At 47.6% G+C, this 17,460-nt stretch carries 14 protein-coding genes and 1 other annotated feature; of the genes, 3 read left to right on the top strand and 11 right to left on the bottom strand.

The features are described from left to right. Positions 1-112 precede the first annotated feature (112 nt). Complete coding sequence (locus EX31_RS11500) at positions 113-946, top strand: glycosyltransferase (protein ID WP_037034867.1); 834 nt, start codon at positions 113-115, stop codon at positions 944-946. Positions 947-996: 50 nt separating this feature from the next. After that, positions 997-1,893: a glycosyltransferase family 2 protein gene (locus EX31_RS11495; RefSeq protein ID WP_037034865.1), complete on the top strand. Its 897-nt coding sequence runs from the start codon at positions 997-999 to the stop codon at positions 1,891-1,893. Positions 1,894-1,962: 69 nt separating this feature from the next. Here the strand turns inward: EX31_RS11495 and EX31_RS11490 are convergent, their stop codons facing one another. From EX31_RS11490 to EX31_RS11480, 3 genes are read right to left on the bottom strand one after another with little or no spacing between them, the layout of a single operon-like run. Next, the gene (locus tag EX31_RS11490; protein ID WP_037034863.1) at positions 1,963-5,598 is read right to left on the bottom strand and encodes a glycosyltransferase; all 3,636 of its coding nucleotides are present in this window, start codon (positions 5,596-5,598) and stop codon (positions 1,963-1,965) included. Further along, positions 5,595-6,986 carry an ABC transporter ATP-binding protein gene (locus tag EX31_RS11485; protein WP_051931020.1) on the bottom strand — a complete coding sequence of 464 codons (1,392 nt, stop codon included), beginning with the start codon at positions 6,984-6,986 and terminating at the stop codon, positions 5,595-5,597. Before EX31_RS11485 ends, EX31_RS11490 begins: the two co-directional genes overlap by 4 nt. Next, positions 6,976-7,794 (bottom strand): ABC transporter permease, encoded by an 819-nt coding sequence (locus EX31_RS11480; protein ID WP_037034861.1) that lies wholly within the window; start codon positions 7,792-7,794, stop codon positions 6,976-6,978. The genes EX31_RS11485 and EX31_RS11480 overlap by 11 nt, the downstream gene beginning before the upstream one ends. Positions 7,795-8,297: 503 nt before the next feature. On the opposite strand from EX31_RS11480, the gene gndA reads away from it, so the two are divergent. Further along, complete coding sequence (gndA, locus tag EX31_RS11475; RefSeq protein WP_013575079.1) at positions 8,298-9,707, top strand: NADP-dependent phosphogluconate dehydrogenase; 1,410 nt, start codon at positions 8,298-8,300, stop codon at positions 9,705-9,707. A gap of 118 nt (positions 9,708-9,825) precedes the next feature. Here the strand turns inward: gndA and hisIE are convergent, their stop codons facing one another. Genes hisIE through hisG form a run of 8 tightly spaced genes read right to left on the bottom strand, consistent with a single transcriptional unit; the run spans position 9,826 to position 16,980 of the window. Next, a complete protein-coding gene (gene hisIE, locus EX31_RS11470) occupies positions 9,826-10,440 on the bottom strand; it encodes a bifunctional phosphoribosyl-AMP cyclohydrolase/phosphoribosyl-ATP diphosphatase HisIE (protein ID WP_037034927.1) in 615 nt (204 codons plus the stop codon). Positions 10,441-10,463: 23 nt separating this feature from the next. Next, positions 10,464-11,237, bottom strand: a complete 774-nt coding sequence (gene hisF, locus EX31_RS11465; RefSeq protein WP_037034859.1) for an imidazole glycerol phosphate synthase subunit HisF — start codon at positions 11,235-11,237, stop codon at positions 10,464-10,466. Beyond that, complete coding sequence (hisA, locus tag EX31_RS11460; RefSeq protein ID WP_037034858.1) at positions 11,219-11,956, bottom strand: 1-(5-phosphoribosyl)-5-[(5-phosphoribosylamino)methylideneamino]imidazole-4-carboxamide isomerase; 738 nt, start codon at positions 11,954-11,956, stop codon at positions 11,219-11,221. The genes hisF and hisA overlap by 19 nt, the downstream gene beginning before the upstream one ends. Before the next feature lie 5 nt (positions 11,957-11,961). Further along, positions 11,962-12,552 (bottom strand): imidazole glycerol phosphate synthase subunit HisH, encoded by a 591-nt coding sequence (gene hisH / locus EX31_RS11455; protein ID WP_013575083.1) that lies wholly within the window; start codon positions 12,550-12,552, stop codon positions 11,962-11,964. Beyond that, entirely contained in the window at positions 12,552-13,616 is a 1,065-nt protein-coding gene (gene hisB, locus EX31_RS11450) for a bifunctional histidinol-phosphatase/imidazoleglycerol-phosphate dehydratase HisB (protein WP_015689709.1), read from the bottom strand. Before hisB ends, hisH begins: the two co-directional genes overlap by 1 nt. 14 nt (positions 13,617-13,630) lie before the next feature. Then, a complete protein-coding gene (gene hisC / locus EX31_RS11445) occupies positions 13,631-14,764 on the bottom strand; it encodes a histidinol-phosphate transaminase (protein ID WP_037034856.1) in 1,134 nt (377 codons plus the stop codon). Then, the gene (gene hisD, locus EX31_RS11440) at positions 14,764-16,077 is read right to left on the bottom strand and encodes a histidinol dehydrogenase (protein ID WP_037034855.1); all 1,314 of its coding nucleotides are present in this window, start codon (positions 16,075-16,077) and stop codon (positions 14,764-14,766) included. Before hisD ends, hisC begins: the two co-directional genes overlap by 1 nt. Positions 16,078-16,080: 3 nt before the next feature. Then, complete coding sequence (gene hisG / locus EX31_RS11435) at positions 16,081-16,980, bottom strand: ATP phosphoribosyltransferase (protein WP_013575087.1); 900 nt, start codon at positions 16,978-16,980, stop codon at positions 16,081-16,083. Positions 16,981-17,053: 73 nt separating this feature from the next. Next, positions 17,054-17,175: a sequence feature (His leader region), on the bottom strand. Between the last annotated feature and the right edge of the window lie 285 nt (positions 17,176-17,460).

The raw sequence follows: 17,460 nt of genomic DNA, 5'->3' as shown, positions 1-17,460 counted from the left end.
GTAATTGAGGTTGGTTCAGCCTGCCTCAATTAAATATCAGTGTTAAAAATCATTTCTGTTTTTGATTGAATATAAAATCCCCTCACATATCAGGGGATAGGAAGTGTAAATCATGGTTGCTGACTTAGTGAAATCAGACGTCATTGCCTCGATCGTCTTATTCAATCATACCTATGCCCAGATTGAGCGTACTATCAATTCTCTGCTTCGTGAGCCGCAGATAGCCAAGATTGTATTAGTTGACAATGGTGGTTGCGGCTGGGCATTTTCCCTTAACAATCCGCGTATTATAGTTCTTAAATCCAACAAAAACTGTGGCTTTGGCCACGGGCATAACCAGGCAATGGCGGAGTTTCTACCTCAGTGTGAGTACTTTTTAATCTGTAATCCCGACGTATATTTTAATGAGGGCGTTGTTTCTTATTTATTGGAAGAGTGCCGTTGTCATGGCTACAAATTTGTTTCTCCTCCAATCCGTTATTCAGATGGCTCCAAGCAATATAGCTGTAAACTCTTGCCGACTCCGCTGAATCTCTTTTTAAGACGTTTCATGCCGTCGTTAGCGAAGAAAATGGATCAGCGATATGAAATACAAGATGCCGATTTTAGCAGGAACTTTTCTGTCCCTTCGGTTTCGGGTTGTTTTATGCTAATTTCTTCTGATTTATTAATAAAGCTCAAAGGTTTTGACGAAAGGTACTTTATGTATCTTGAAGATGTTGATCTATGTCGACGAGCGCTGGACCATACTGAAATAATGTATTGTTCAGGTAAAGAAATCATTCATGAGTTTGGTAAGGGGTCATACAAAAATACATCTTTATTAATGTGCCATATTAAATCTTCGATCCTTTATTTTAATAAATGGGGTTGGATTTTTGACAGGAAAAGAAAAGAAGTCAATAAAACTTGCCTGTCCGCGCTCCCGGTGTGTACAAAGAAATGAGTCACGTCATACCTGACGGTTTTGGTTGCTGGGAAATAGGGAAGTGATGCATGTTGTGTGAAAAAATAAAACCGGCTGCCGTTATTGTCTCTTATCAACCGATAATTAATGACCTCATGCATCTCATTGATTCACTCAAAAGACAGGGTGTCGAATCTATCGTCGTGGATAATGGCAGTTTGGGCCGTGAAAAATTTGCAAACTTACGCGAGATTTGCGTCTTTATTGAGCTTGAAAAAAACCTTGGGATTGCGGCAGCACAAAATATAGGTATCAGAAAGGCAGAAGAAAAGGGCGCTGAGTACATCGTATTCTTTGATCAGGACAGTAAAATTGATGAGAATTACATCCGAGCGCTGACACAAGATTTTTTGAGAGTCAGACAATATGACTCCAAAATAGCGACTATAGGACCAGTGTTTACGGATTCCAGGCATGGTTTTTACTATAAAGTTATTGATATTAATCGGTTTGGTTTACGTAAAAAAATAAATCCTGAAAATTATAGTGCCCCTTTTGCAACATCACTGATTATTTCGTCAGGGTCAATGATACCTATCGACGCTATACGTCAGATAGGCTATATGAATGAATCACTTTTTATTGATTATGTCGATACGGAATGGTGTTTGAGAGCAACTAGCCAAGGATACACTATTTATGTAGGGACCTCTGCCCGTATGACACATTCTATTGGCGATAAGATCGTTAGATTTTTCATGTTCAATATTCCCGTACATTCGCCATTCAGAAGATATTATCGTGTACGTAATGCTTTCTTTTTGTTACGAATGAAGCATGTACCTAAACTGATGGTCGTTCGTGAGTTTATTTTCAATTTTATACATCAGGTTATTTTGATTCTTACCCAAAAGAGTAAAAAGAGAGAATACCTACATAGCTTTTTACGAGCTATTAAAGATGGTTTCTTAAATCGCAGACATTGACGTGTATTACTTATTCAAATGATAAAGCCAACAATTGTTGGCTTTATCTGTTTTAAATGCTAGATAAACTTAGTCAGGAATTTTAGTGCTTAATATTTTATCAAAAATATGCTGTAATTCGACTGCTTGTTGTTCAAAGGTAGTAATTGTATTGCTCGGCAATACAACTTCACCTTGCGCATAGCGCTCTGAATAGATAGCAACTGTTTTATTAATGGCTGCATATAGAGCTTCACCTTTATCCTGAAGAGGTATGATAAAACCATTTTCCCCCTCAATAATGTCTTCAGTCACACCACCAGCATCCGTGACGATGACCCAGACATTACGGATTAACGCTTCTCTAACCGTTAGGCCAAAACTTTCCTTCCATTGAGTAGGGAAAAGTAATACATCAATATTGGAGAAGAAATCGTCAATATTTTGCTGAGTATATCCAGGAACAAGAATAGTATTGTCGAAGAAATCAAGCTCAGACTCCGTGAAAGAGGAATACCCAAGATTTGTTGTATTATCGACAATGCTAAGGCTGATGTCTTTATCTGAAAGCTTAGTGAATGCCTTGCGGATAAGGTGGAAACCTTTAACTTCAGTATTACCGCCAACGTAGCCAAATCTTAGTGTGTTACCTGAGCGTACATGCTTGGTGCTTTTAGGCTTCAGGATGCCATTTTTATTAATAATGACATCTTTAAAGCCATTGGCAATATGGAAATCGGCAAAATATTTGCTTGGTGATAATATGGCTGCTGCTGCATTGAGAGTTCCTCTTACCCGCGAATCCCTAAGGAAATTGAAATGCTTATTAGCAATGTTTCCAGTCTCACGCTCAGCATCAATCATCGCCTGACCGACATAAACGCCATTTGTGTCAATCATAAACTGGTTTGTGCTGAGCCACCATGCGTCATGAAGGGTAACAACATATGGAACATTAAATTGATTACATATGTCTAACATGCTGACACCCATTCCCTGAATACAATGGAAATGAACAATATCTGGTTTAGTGACCTTTACAATATCTTCAAATACCGACGTGATATTTAGGTTATCAAAGCTTTCTCTTGAGCTTAAATTATCCGGAATGCCAATGCCAAATGCATTCATTCCATCAGTTTCATAGCGCTTACATTGGTACGATGCTACGTCGCGGTCAGAAAATGCAGTGACCACATGTACAATTGTTCCGTTATTACGAAGCTCTTTGTTAATTTCCTGAGCAACTATCGTTGCACCACCGAATGAACGTGGGGAATAATAACAGTTCACGGAAAGAATTGTTTGTCGTCTTTTTTCACTAAAAATATGGTCAATAAAAGGTTGAACTTGATCTTGTGCAATACTCACTGGTGAATAGTGAGACATTACATTTTGATAGGCTCTTTCACCTATTTCAATACGTTTTTGTTTATCTTCAATTAATGAACTGAATGCCATGATCCATTCAGATTCACTGTTGCAAAGATAACCATTTTTTTCATGCATGATGGCCTGAGTAAATGCAGAGCGCGGTGAACATATTGATGGTATATGAAGTGATGAGGCTTCAATATATTTGATATTGCTTTTTGAATCGTTGAAAATATAATTTTCCAGTGGTGCAATACTGATATCGCATTCAGAGAGTAGCACCAAATACTCTTCATATGTACAGGTAGGGAAAAATTCTACCTGTGAGATATGTTTTGATAAATAATCGGGTAAATCCAGTTGACCGATCACTCTAAATTTCACATTAGGATATTTTGCCAAAATTACTGCAATAGCCGGTGCCGCTTCTTCAAAATCAATATTATGTGTATTAGTTCCTGAACCGTAAACTATACGTACATATTCATCTGACTTAGTTGAACTTATTGCTGAATTATTGATCTCATCGGCCGTCACCATAGTTTGGTGATCAAGCGCATTTTCGATGATTACAACATCTTTTACTCCGGCTTCCTGCATTGCTTTTGCCAGGCCGGGAGTCGAGGCGATACCACCATCGCAGGCCAACATAGTGCTCCGATAAAGTGTTGCACCATTGATGAGATCTTTTAAAACAGTAGGATCAAGGCCCTGAAGCGTTTTACTGTTTCTCAGTATCTCTTCATCAAAAATTAGGTCATCAACGTCCCAGTAAGTCTTAATGTTCAGTCTCTTCGCTTCGGCAATCACATGCATGACACTTTCGAAGCCTGGAACTCGGTAGAAAATGACCACGGAATGCCGCTGTAATGCTTCGAAAGCCCCGGCGATATCATTCCAGTCTAGAATATTGCACTCATATCCTCTTTGGCGGAACATTTCTTGTTTTTGAAGTACACGATATTTTTTGCATTGAGGAATACTGAGTTCCCCAATGATTAGTACCCGCGGCACTAAAATCTTTTCGGCGGGTAGCGTGATCTGTTCTTTTAAAATAGGGTAAGTCGGGTGAATAAAGTTTTCAGAGGGCAGGTGATGCGCAACTGAGCGTAAGCGTCTGCGGATCCCCATAAGTCCATCTCGGCGATAAACTCCGACTGCTTTTCTGAATGTGCTGGATACGCCGCCACCTCGTTTAATAGATGGACCAATTAGACGAGAAAGTAATTTTGCTCTGCGCAGGCTAATGAAGAACCAACGAATAGGCTTGGTTATCTTCCAGCTTTTCGATTTCCAGATTTCATTAATTTGTTTTTCTAAATCAATGACTCGGCTTTCGAGTTGAGATGCACGGTTTTGTAAATGGCTCGTCGTTGAATTGGCCTTGTCGAGTAAATGATGCAAATCCACATTATCAGCCAGGACTTGCATACATTTTTCCTGAACCTTACTGTTCTCTGCTTTGAGCTGTTCTAATTCATGCAGGCTCTGCTCATGCTCTGTTGTCAGACTGGCTAAGCTTTCGTTCATCTCAAGCCACTGGGCAGCAGGAGAATGCAGCATGGTAGACCAGATATTGTCATTCTGAGGGGGGGAGTTAAGAAGAGTTTTGTGGTAGTTCTTGTTACCCACAACAACGGACTCTTCCTCCCCGGCAATGTATCGCTCACCCAGAATGTTCTGTTCATGTTCTTTTTTGCGGATGACGCAGATAGAGTTTATAAATTCGACAGAATGAATTTTTGATAAAATTTCGTCATCGATTTCAACTTGATAGTGCTCTTTAAATTCATCAAGTACGCTTCCGGATGCTTTATCAACTCCCCAGTGCTCATGATTGATGATATCGACAAGTCTTTTGAAGAACGAAATGGAAGAATAGGGATGGTAGATACCCCCTTCGTAATTCTCCCAGTAACTACAATGCAGGTCCTCAGCAATAAACACACCGCCATTCCTAATGGTGCCGAAATATTTACAAAAGGCACGAATAATATCAGGTGATGTATGCGAGCCATCATCGATAACAATATCGAGTTCAGGTTGGAAATTGATAATTTTTTTACTGGTGCTCTCGGAGGTGGCGTCTCCCACAAAAACGCTAATGCGAGGATCGGTATATTCTAAATTTCCGCATAACTCGTCGATATCACAACCAATAATTTTTTCAGCATGAGGGAAATAGTTTGACCAGGCTTCAAGAGATCCGCCGTTCTGAACACCAATCTCAAGCATGGTGACTGCTTTATTACGATAGGGAGCCATGATGTTATCGTAAGCATCAAAATAAATATTCCATTTATCTGAAATTTTACCTGTGCTTTCTTCGTACAAATCGTAAAGTTTTTTCATACTATGGCTCTCAGATCAACTTTTGAAAAATTAATACCAACCAGTCCCCAGCGAACTTTGCTTGAAGAGACATTTATAATAAGGGCATCATGCAGGAAATGGTGCTGAACATGATCGTGAATATCACCATTAGCAAGTGATGCCATGACGACATATTGACCGTTAGGCAGCATGGGGAGTTTAAATTTAAATTCTCCCTCAATATTCTGCCCAGGTTCGATTTCTTTTGGATGTAAGTTGGTGAAAGGGAGAGTATTCTCACCAAATAAATCCTGACCTAATCTGTCTTTGACAATAAAACCCAGAATCGGGCGGTCAAAATGGGTTTCAACTTTGGCTTTGATCACCAACTTGACGGATTCTCCACCCTGATACACCGTTTTCGTTTCATTGTTATAAGTGGTCAGTTCGACGGCGGTAATCTCTCCGGCACCACTTTTCCAGCCATTCGCTTGACTCAGATTATCCGTAACCTTAATTTTACTTTCGTAATCGAGAAGTATTGGCTCATTAGCTTCGAAGGCTTCGTCAAGAGCCTGGTTGGCATTTCCGGTCGATTCCGCTAATGCCTGGAGTTTGGCATCCTCACCGTAGACTTCCTGCAATGTGTACTGCAGATAATCTTCTGCGATTTCTTTGGCTGATCCCGTTTTTACTAAATCACCTTTATGAAGCCATACGGCATCCTGACAAAGATTCAGTACCGAGTTCATGTCGTGGCTGACAAAAATCAGTGTACCCGTTTCTTTAAATTTACGAATAAAACGCATACATTTTTGCGTAAATACTGCATCACCAACGGCAAGTGCTTCATCAATAACCAGGATGTCAGCATCCACATGCGCAATGACAGCAAACGCAAGTCGTACATACATTCCGCTTGAATAATTTTTGACTGGCTGATCGATATGCTCGCCAATATCTGCAAATGTTTCAATTAAATGGAATCGTTTCGTCACTTCTTCACGACTTAAGCCATAGAGCGAGGCCGCCATGTAGACGTTGTCACGCCCGGTAAATTCGGGGTTAAAACCTGCCCCCAATTCTAAAAGGGCAGCGACCTTGCCCTGAACAGTGACATTACCAACCGTTGGGTTTAATGTTCCACAAATCATCTGAAGGAGTGTGGATTTACCTGAACCATTGCGGCCAATAATCCCTACAGTTTCCCCTTTGCGTACTTTAAAGGAAACATCCCGTAATGCCCAAAATTCTCTAAAGAAGTTTTTGCGACCACGAAAAAATATTTGTAGGAGGCGATCCCGGGGTTTTTCATAAATTTGATAACATTTCCCCAGACCTTCGACACTAATAGCAATTTCTTCTGTGCTGACATCAATATCTGCAGCCTTAACGTCTATCGAAGAATCGATGGAATTACAAGACATCGGCAAACCCCTTTCTTGTTTTTTGGAACCATGCAAAACCGAGCCAGGCTACCAGGCTACAAGCTGCAAAATAAATGCAGAAAGAACTGATCTTTGGGATCCCACCGAAGTACAGAACGTCGCGCATTTCAGCGATAGCGGGTGCCAGCGGATTCATCTTCAATAAAGGACGATAATGTTCCGGCAATGCTTCAATAGGGAAGAAAATTGGCGATAAAAACATCAGGACTGTCGTCAGTACCGCAACAAGTTGTGAAACGTCGCGTAAATAAACACCCAGGGATGCCAGAGCCCAGCTCACACCAACAGAAAGCAGAACTAATGGAATAATTGTTATCGGGAGTAACAGAATAGTTAAATGCGGAACTCCGACGACGAAAATGTAGAAGATGACCCAGACGATGATGCTGATCATTGCATGAAATAGTGCTGAACCGACCGACACCCAAGGAAGGATTTCTAGAGGGAAAACAACTTTTTTAACATAGTTAGCATTAGCAAGTACCAGACCCGGTGCACGATTGAAACAGTCTGCAAATAAATTGAAAACTATTAGCCCTGCAAACAGTATAAGTGCAAATTCTGTTTTTGACTGACCACCACCTGCCCATCTCGCATTAAATACGACACTAAAAACGAAGGTATAAACGGCCAGCATAAATACAGGGTTAAAAAACGACCAAAGTATACCCAGCATTGAGCCTTTATATCGCCCAACAACTTCCCTTTTGACCAGGTTATAAATTAATGCTCGGTTGCGTACAGCGCTTGCCACGAATTCTCGGGGGGACGCGTTGAAAGATTGCATTAGGCAACTACCTCATAACTCATAAAAACCTCATTATGCTTCTACTATAGGGGGTCTTAATAGACAACACTTTACCCTTAGCCGGTAATTTTAACCCCAAAGTTGGGCTAAAGGATACATGCCTTATGTTGGTTTATCCCCTCAGATAAATCTAACTTGTCGCAGCCCCAATTGGAGGAGGTAACTTTATATGCCAATCGTACAGAAACGCTGCTCTAAGCGGCTTGATAGAGGCAACAAAACTTTCGCTGTCACTTTAGCTCTTTTTTACCTGCATTCCCCACATGTTACCGGTAAAGTAAAGCTGGCCTCTGAGAAGGGCGAAGCAGGGGATTGCTGGCATGTGCGATCAGAATATTGTTATGGCTGCAATAGGTTCACCCTTCGCCATTCTCATGTACAATGCTTGTGTTCATTTGTATGGCTCAGTGCAGTTAAACTCACTGTTTACAGGGGTTTAGACTAAAAACTGGGCGATCAACTATTTCAGACAGGAGTTGCTAATGTCCAAACAACAGATCGGCGTTGTCGGTATGGCGGTCATGGGCCGTAACCTCGCGCTTAACATTGAAAGCCGTGGTTATTCCGTTTCCATTTTTAACCGTTCAGGCGACAAGACTGATGAAGTCATCGCTGAAAATCCGGGTAAAAATCTGGTTCCGCACTACACCGTCGAAGAGTTTGTTGACTCGCTGGAAAAACCTCGTCGTATCTTGCTGATGGTGAAAGCCGGTGAAGCAACTGATAAAACCATCGCATCCCTGACTCCGCACCTGGATAAAGGCGACATCCTGATCGATGGCGGTAACACCTATTACAAAGACACCATTCGCCGTAACCGCGAACTGTCCGAGCAAGGTTTCAACTTCATCGGTACCGGCGTTTCCGGCGGTGAAGAGGGCGCACTGAAAGGCCCGTCTATCATGCCTGGCGGTCAGAAAGAAGCCTACGCGCTGGTAGCACCTATTCTTGAAAAAATCGCAGCCCGTGCTGAAGATGGCGACGCTTGTGTGGCTTACATCGGTGCAGATGGTGCCGGTCACTACGTCAAAATGGTTCACAACGGTATCGAATACGGCGACATGCAGCTGATCGCAGAAGCGTATTCTCTGCTAAAGCAGTCCCTGAACCTGAGCAACGAAGAGCTGGCGACCACCTTTGCTGACTGGAACAAAGGCGAGCTGAGCAGCTACCTGATCGACATCACCAAAGACATCTTCACCAAGAAAGACGAAGAAGGTAAATACCTGGTCGATGTGATCCTGGATGAAGCAGCGAACAAGGGCACCGGTAAATGGACCAGCCAGAGCTCACTGGATCTGGGCGAACCACTGACGCTGATCACCGAGTCTGTGTTTGCCCGTTACTTGTCCTCCCTGAAAGACCAGCGTGTTGCGGCTTCTAAAGTACTGTCCGGCCCGGCGGTGAAACCTTTCTCTGGCGACAAAGCGGAGTTCATCGAGAAAGTGCGTCGTGCTCTGTATCTGGGCAAACTCGTTTCTTACGCGCAAGGCTTCTCACAGCTGAAAGCCGCATCAGATGAGAACAACTGGGATCTGAACTACGGTGAAATCGCGAAGATTTTCCGTGCGGGTTGTATCATCCGTGCACAGTTCCTGCAGAAAATTACCGATGCGTATGCTGAAAATGCCTCTATCGCTAACCTGCTGCTGGCTCCGTACTTCAAAAACATTGCTGATGAATATCAGCAAGCGCTGCGTGATGTCGTGTCTTATGCCGTTCAGAACGGTATCCCGACGCCAACCTTCTCTGCTGCGATCAACTACTACGACAGCTACCGTTCTGCGGTTCTGCCCGCCAACCTGATCCAGGCACAGCGTGACTACTTCGGTGCGCATACTTACAAACGTACCGACAAAGATGGTGTATTCCATACCGAATGGTTGGATTAATTGCCTGACCGGCACGTGTTAAGCGTGCCGGTGTTGTCACGTCGAGACAAAAAAGCCGCCAATGCATCAGCAAAGGCGGCTTTTTTACGTCTGAACTTTTACTTTTGAATTTTCGACGTTATTTCTTATGACGCTGACGCAGATTCTCAATGACTGCACTCAGGTTCAGATCCTGATCCTGCAGCAATACCAGCAGGTGATAAATGAGATCTGAGGCTTCATTTTTCAGTTCAAAGCGGTCGTTGACGGTGGCAGCCAGCGCAGTTTCAACGCCTTCTTCACCGACTTTTTGTGCGATGCGTTTGGTACCGCTGGCGTAAAGTTTGGCGGTATACGAGCTTTCCGGATCGGCGGTTTTGCGCGAGGCGAGCAGTTCTTCGAGCTGATACAGAAACGCCCAGTCGGTTTCGGCAGGGTGGAAGCAGCTGTTATTGCCTTTATGGCAGGTCGGGCCAACCGGATTGACCAACACCAGCAGCGTGTCGTTATCGCAATCCGGGGTGATGCTGACGACGTTCAGGTAGTTTTCTGACGTTTCGCCTTTGGTCCACAGACGCTCTTTGGTGCGTGAATAAAACGTTACCTTGCCGGAAGACTGCGTAACGCCCAGTGCTTCCTGATTCATATATCCGAGCATCAGCACTTCACCCGACACCGCGTGCTGAATGATGGCTGGCATCAGGTTATCCACTTTTTCCCAGTCGAGCTGGCTAATCTGTTCATCGGTCAGCAGACCGGTTTTTACATCCTGATTACTCACAAGCGGATCTCCACGCCATTTTCGGCCAGGTAGCTTTTCAGCTCGCCAATATTAATAATTTGTTTGTGGAACACAGAGGCGGCCAGTGCGCCGTCGACCTGTGCTTCGCGGAAGGCGTCGAGGAAGTGTGACATGGTCCCCGCGCCGCCCGAAGCGATCAGCGGAACATGACACACTTCGCGGATCATCTTCAGTTGCTCAAGGTCATATCCGTTACGCACGCCGTCCTGATTCATCATATTCAGCACAATTTCACCTGCGCCGCGTTCCTGCACTTCCTTCACCCAGTCGATAGTCTGCCAGGTGGTGATCTTAGTACGCGCTTCATCACCGGTAAACTGATGAACCTGATAAGTTCCCGTCTCTGTATCGTGCCACGTATCGATACCCACGACGATACACTGTACACCATACCTGTCGGCAAGGCGGGTGATCAGTGTCGGATCCGCCAGGGCAGGGGAATTAATAGAAATCTTATCTGCACCAAACTGTAAAATCTGGCTGGCATCTTCAAGGCTCTTAATGCCACCCGCCACGCAGAAAGGGATATCAATAACTTCAGCCACGCGCGATACCCAGCTTTTATCCACTACGCGGCCGTCGCTTGAGGCGGTGATGTCGTAGAATACCAGTTCGTCCGCGCCTTCCTGCGCATAGCGCTGCGCCAGCGGTACGATATCGCCGATGATTTCGTGATTGCGGAACTGTACGCCTTTGACGACCTGACCGTCTTTAACGTCGAGGCAAGGGATTATCCGTTTTGCCAGCATGAAATTGCCTCCGTCACATTAAATTTACCGTCGAGCAATGCGCGCCCGACAATCACGCCTTCCACACCGCTGTTACGCAATGCTGCGATATCATCCAGTGAGCCGATACCGCCTGAAGCCTGAAACGCCACCTGCGGATAACGCGCTGTCACTTCACGATAAAGTTCGACGTTGGAACCGGCCAGCGTACCGTCACGGGAAATATCGGTGCACAGCACATGTTTCAGGCCGAATGGCAGATATTGCTCGACGACCTGTTCCAGCGTGGCATTGGAGTTTTCCTGCCAGCCGCTGATGGCCACATTTTTGCTACCTTCGGCATCGATGCGTACATCCAGTGCCAGCACCAGCGCATCCGCGCCGAAACGGCTGAACCAGCCCTGCACGGTCGCCGGATCTTTCACTGCGGTCGAACCGACCACCACGCGGGTTGCGCCAGCGTTAAGCAGTGCTTCAACGTCCTGCTCATTACGGATGCCGCCACCGACCTGCACCGGCACGGAAACACCGGCCAGTAATTTCGTCAGCAAAGGGATCTGGCGTGCAGCCGGATCTTTCGCGCCGGTTAAATCGACAAGGTGCAGAACTTGCGCACCTTGCTGCTGATAATCCTGCAAACGCGGTAACGGATCATTGCCGTAGTCACGTTGCTGACCGTAATCGCCCTGATGCAAACGCACCACGCTGCCTTCGATCAAATCCAAAGCGGGAATAATCATGCTGTTTACATCTCCAGAAAGTTTTTCAGCAACTGTGCGCCCGCGGCACCGGAACGTTCGGGATGAAACTGCACGCCGAAGAAGTTGTCTTTTTGTACGGCGGCGCTGAAGGGCTCGCCGTAAAGTGTCTGAGCGACCGTGTTTTCGCATACCGGCATGGCAAATCCGTGGACGAAATAGAAGTAAGCATTTTCATCAATGCCGCGGAATAAATGGCTGTCGGCGTTGGCGGTGACCTGATTCCAGCCCATATGTGGCAGCGGCAAACCAAGGTCTGGCATGCGCTGCACCGGCGTCTCAATAATACCCAGTGTATCGATACCGCCATTTTCTTCGCTCGATGAAGCCAGCAGTTGCATACCCAGACAAATGCCCAGCACCGGTTGGGTGCAGGCTTTGATCAGGTCAATAAGCTCACGCTGTTCGAGCTGTTCCATCGCCGCCTGCGCCGTGCCGACGCCCGGTAAAAACAATTTGTCAGCCTGCAACACAATCTCCGGTTCACGGCTCACCGTTGGCTCATAGCCCAGACGCTGAACTGCATATTTCACGGAAGAGAGGTTGGCACAGCCGGTATCAAGGATAACGACATTCATCACAGCACTCCTTTCGAGCTCGGCAGGGTGTTGCCATCCACACGAATTGCCTGGCGCAGTGTGCGGCCAAAGGCTTTGAACAGGCTCTCAACACGGTGGTGATCGTTCTTGCCTTTAGTACGCAAGTGCAGGGTACAGGCCATCGCATAAGACAGTGAACGGAAGAAGTGTTCGACCATTTCCGTGCTCAGGTCGCCGACGCGCTGATAGTTAAATTCAGCTTTGTATTCCAGGTGCGGACGCCCGGAGATATCCAGTGCACAGCGAGCCAGACATTCATCCATAGGCAGTACGAATCCGAAACGGCCAATGCCACGTTTATCGCCCAGCGCTTTGTTCAGCGCTTCGCCCAGCGCCAGTGCGGTATCTTCCACCGTGTGGTGATCGTCGATATACAAATCGCCTTTCACTTCGATGTTCATACGAAAACCGCCGTGCGTAGCGATCTGATCCAGCATATGGTCGAAGAAACCGACGCCGGTACGGATTTTGCTTTCACCTTCGCGATCCAGCCAGACATCCACATCAATGGCCGTTTCACGCGTTACGCGGTTAACTTTTGCATGGCGGTCACGTTGAGTCAGTTGCTCTGCAATCGTCGCCCAGTTCAGCGTATCGCGCTGATAACGCAGCCCGGCGATACCCATATTGGCCGCCAGCTGGATATCAGTGTCACGGTCGCCAATCACATAACTGTTTGCCGTGTCCAGTACGCCGCTTTCCAGATAACCCGCCACCAGTTTGGTTTTTGGTTTACGGCAATCGCAGTGATCGGCTGGCAGGTGCGGACAAATCAGCACCTCGTCGAAAACGATGCCCTGTGAAGTCAGGATCTGCATCATCAGGTTGTGCGGCGGGTCGAAGGTTTCCTGCGGGAAACTGGCGGTGCCCAGACCGTCCTGATTGGTGATCATCACCAGTTTAAAACCGGCATTTTGCAGCGCTAAGAGTGCCGGAATGACGCCCGGCTCGAGGGCCAGTTTGTCCAGACGGTCGACCTGAAAATCTTCAGGTGGCTCGGAAATCAGGGTACCGTCGCGGTCGATAAACAGTGTTTTTTGCAATAACGGACTCTGGCTCACATGTGCTCCTTGCGGGGGCTATTTTGATTATCATTAAGAGTGGATGCGGTAGCGCCAGGTAAAGGCAGCAGGGCGGTGATCACCCGTTGCAGTTCTTCCCGGGTACCGATTGTGATCCGCAGGCAGCCGGAAAGTCCCGGTTGCTTGTTCTGGTCACGCAGGATAATGCCCTGATCCCAGAGGTTTTTAAAGACGGCACTTGAAGCGTAGAAGCGGACGAGGACGTAGTTAGTGTCGCTGGCAAAAACCTCTTCAACGCAGGCGCATTTTTCCAGTTCTTCCCGCAACCACGCGCGGTTTTCCGTCACTTCAGTCACCCGCTGACGCATTATCGCCAGCCCTTCCGGGCTCAGCGCCTGTGCAGCGATATCGGCTACAGGCGTAGATAAAGGATAAGGCGCGATCACTTTCATTAATAAACCAATCAGGTCGCTGTTGCCGAGCGTGAAGCCGCAGCGCAAACCGGCGAGGGCAAACGCTTTGGACAGTGTGCGCAAAATCGCCAGGTGCGGATATTCCTGCAACCAGCCCGACACTGTCGCCTGCGGGCAAAATTCAATATAGGCCTCATCGACCGCTACAATGGCGCGTCCGCGGGTCATTTCCAGCACAGCACGTATCTCTTGCGGATCGATGATATTGCCGGTCGGATTATTCGGGCTGCACACATAAACCAGTTTCACACCATCCAGCGCGGCTTCAATGGCCGGGAGATCCAAAGACCAGTCGGCTTTTGCGGCCACGGTGCGGCCTTCCACGCCAATTGTCTCGGCGCTGACGCTGTACATGCCGTAAGTCGGCGGGCAATAAAGAATAGCGTCTTTGCCCGGTTCACAGAATGCGCGGATCAACAGTTCAATGCCTTCGTCTGCGCCACGGCTGACCAGCACCTGTTCCGGGTCAACACCCGCATAAGCTGCGTAACGGTTGATGACCAGCGCAGGCTGACATTCCGGATAACGGTTAAAGGTCTGCTGTGTCAGTTCGAACTGTGGCGCGATGGCGTATTCGTTAGCGTTAAGCCACACATCACCGTTGCCGCCGAGACGACGTGCGGACTGATACGGGGTCAGTTCCTGCACATTCTTACGTGCCAGCGCCTGAACGCTGAGGGTGTTTTCATTGCTCATCAGCGTTGCTCCTTTAAAGCGTTAACGCGCAAAGTCACGGCATTTTTGTGTGCGGTCAGTTGTTCAGCCTGCGCCAGGGTTTCGATGGTATTTGCCAGACCGAGCAACCCTTCAGGCGTTAACTGCTGAACGGTCATGCGTTTCTGGAAATCTGCCAGACCGAGGCTGGAACAGGTGGCCGTGTAACCGTAAGTCGGCAAGACGTGGTTGGTGCCGGAAGCGTAATCGCCTGCGGATTCCGGTGACCAGTCACCGAGAAATACTGAACCGGCGCTGGTGATACTGTCGACCAGTTGCTCCGGCTCACGGGTTTGCAAAATCAAGTGCTCCGGACCGTACGCATTGCTGATTTCGATACACTGCGCGATGTCTTTCGCCACAATCAGACGGCTGCTTGCCAGTGCCTGACGGGCAATCTCGCTGCGGGATAATGTCTGCAACTGGCGTTCAACGGCTTCACCAACCGCCTGCGCCATTTTCAAATCCGGCGTCAGCAAAATCACCTGAGAATCGGGGCCGTGTTCTGCCTGAGAAAGCAAATCAGAGGCGACAAAGTCAGGTGTTGCGCCACTGTCGGCAATCACCAGCACTTCTGAAGGCCCGGCTGGCATATCGATTGCCGCGCCGTCCAGGCTCTGACTAACCTGACGTTTGGCTTCGGTGACGTAGGCATTGCCTGGCCCGAAGATTTTCGCCACGCGCGGCACGGTTTCGGTGCCAAAGGCCAGCGCGGCAATTGCCTGCGCACCGCCAAGCTGATACACCTCTTCCACGCCACACAGTTGCGCGGCATACAGAATTTCATCGGCAATCGGCGGCGGAGAACACAGCACCACTTTCTGGCATCCGGCAATACGCGCCGGGGTCGCTAACATTAATACGGTGGACACCAGCGGCGCAGAACCGCCCGGAATATACAGGCCCACGGACTGAATAGGGCGGGTCAGTTGCTGGCAACGTACGCCGGGCTGGGTTTCGATATCCACCACAGCCAGTTTTTGTGCCTGATGAAAAGTATCGATATTGCGCACGGCATGTGCCATCGCCTGTTTAACATCCTCACCTAAACGCGCGGCCGCTGCCCCGATTTGCTGTGCAGTGACGCGCAATTCCTGGACTTCAGTTTTATCAAAGCGGGCGCAAAACTCGCGCAGCGCACTGTCACCTTCACTGCGCACGCGGCGCAGGATTTCACTGACAGATTCGGTAATACGGTCAGACGCCGAAATTGCCGGGCGTGTCAGCAGCTCGCGACGCTGTTGTTCGTCGCATTGCTGCCAGTCAATCGGGGTAGTGAACGCGTCAGGCTTCATGGCTTACTCCATCATTTTTTCGATTGGCAGAACCAGAATGGAGCTGGCGCCGAGCGCTTTCAGTTTCTCCATCGTTTCCCAGAACAGGGTTTCGCTGCTGACCATGTGCATGGCCACACGTTGCTGATCGCCTGCCAGCGGCAGAATGGTTGGACGCTCAGCGCCCGGCAGCAGGGCAACAATCTCATCAAGACGCTCACTTGGCGCGTGCAACATAATGTACTTGGATTCGCGTGCCTGAATAACGCCCTGAATACGGGTCATCATTTTGTCGATCAGCAGTTGTTTCTCTTGTGGCATTTCGCCGTCGCGCTGGATAAGACAGGCTTTGGAGCGATAAATCACTTCCACTTCACGCAGGCCGTTGGCTTCGAGCGTGGCGCCGGTAGAGACCAGGTCACAAATCGCATCCGACAAACCGGCGCGCGGGGCGACTTCCACAGAACCGTTCAGCAGGCAGGATTTGAAATCGACGCCTTTTTTATCGAGATATTGCTTGAGCAGGTGCGGATACGAGGTGGCGATGCGGGCGTTTTGCAGGCTTTGCGGACCGGTATACTCCGTGTCCAGTGGCGTCGCCAGTGACAGACGGCAACCGCCAAAATCCAGACGACGCAGGGTGAAATAACGCGGGTCTTCGCCCTGGGCGCGGCGGCTCAGCAACTCTTCTTCCAGCACGTTTTCACCGATGATGCCCAGATCCACCACACCGTCCATCACCAGCCCCGGGATATCGTCATCACGCACGCGCAAAATGTCGATCGGCATGTTTTCTGCGAAGGCGATCAGACGCTGTTCCTGCAGGTTGATTTTGATCCCGCAGCGGGCCAGCAGTTCGCGTGATTCATCGCTCAGGCGACCTGACTTTTGCATTGCTATCCGTAAACGTGTTTTATCCAGCATGATGACCTCAGTTTCTTAATTATTTATCGTAAAAATCGTTTGTTTAAAGGCGTTAACTTCAATCCGTCAGGCCAAAAAAAAGCCCCCGGAAGAAATCTTCCGGGGGCTATCTCTGCGTTCTGCGCCACTGGAAGATCTAAACAGTCTCCCAGCACCAATCGCCTGAAAGACTAGTCAGGGTGATGGTGATGACGGTGGTTAATCAGAACGTTTGTCATGTCAGTGTCTCAGTATGTTCATTTATATGCCGCGTGATTCAGATTTGAATCATTCGCCACACATATCAAATTCGCTGCCAATAAAACTAAACTATCGGGCGGTAACAGCGCAACCTTTTTTTCCGATGATGAGTTTTTCTTATCCGCAGCAGGGTTTTCATCGAATAAATGAATGATCTGTTAACAGAGGCAGAGAAAACCTTACGCAGGCTGAACCGGGAAAAGGTGACATTTGCTAGTATAAAGGAAGCAGTATCAGCAG

This window comes from Rahnella sp. WP5 (assembly GCF_000745615.1).
Classification (GTDB): domain Bacteria; phylum Pseudomonadota; class Gammaproteobacteria; order Enterobacterales; family Enterobacteriaceae; genus Rahnella; species Rahnella aceris.
Note: the sequence above shows the minus strand (reverse complement) of the source record. Positions and strands in the feature narration are given on the sequence as shown.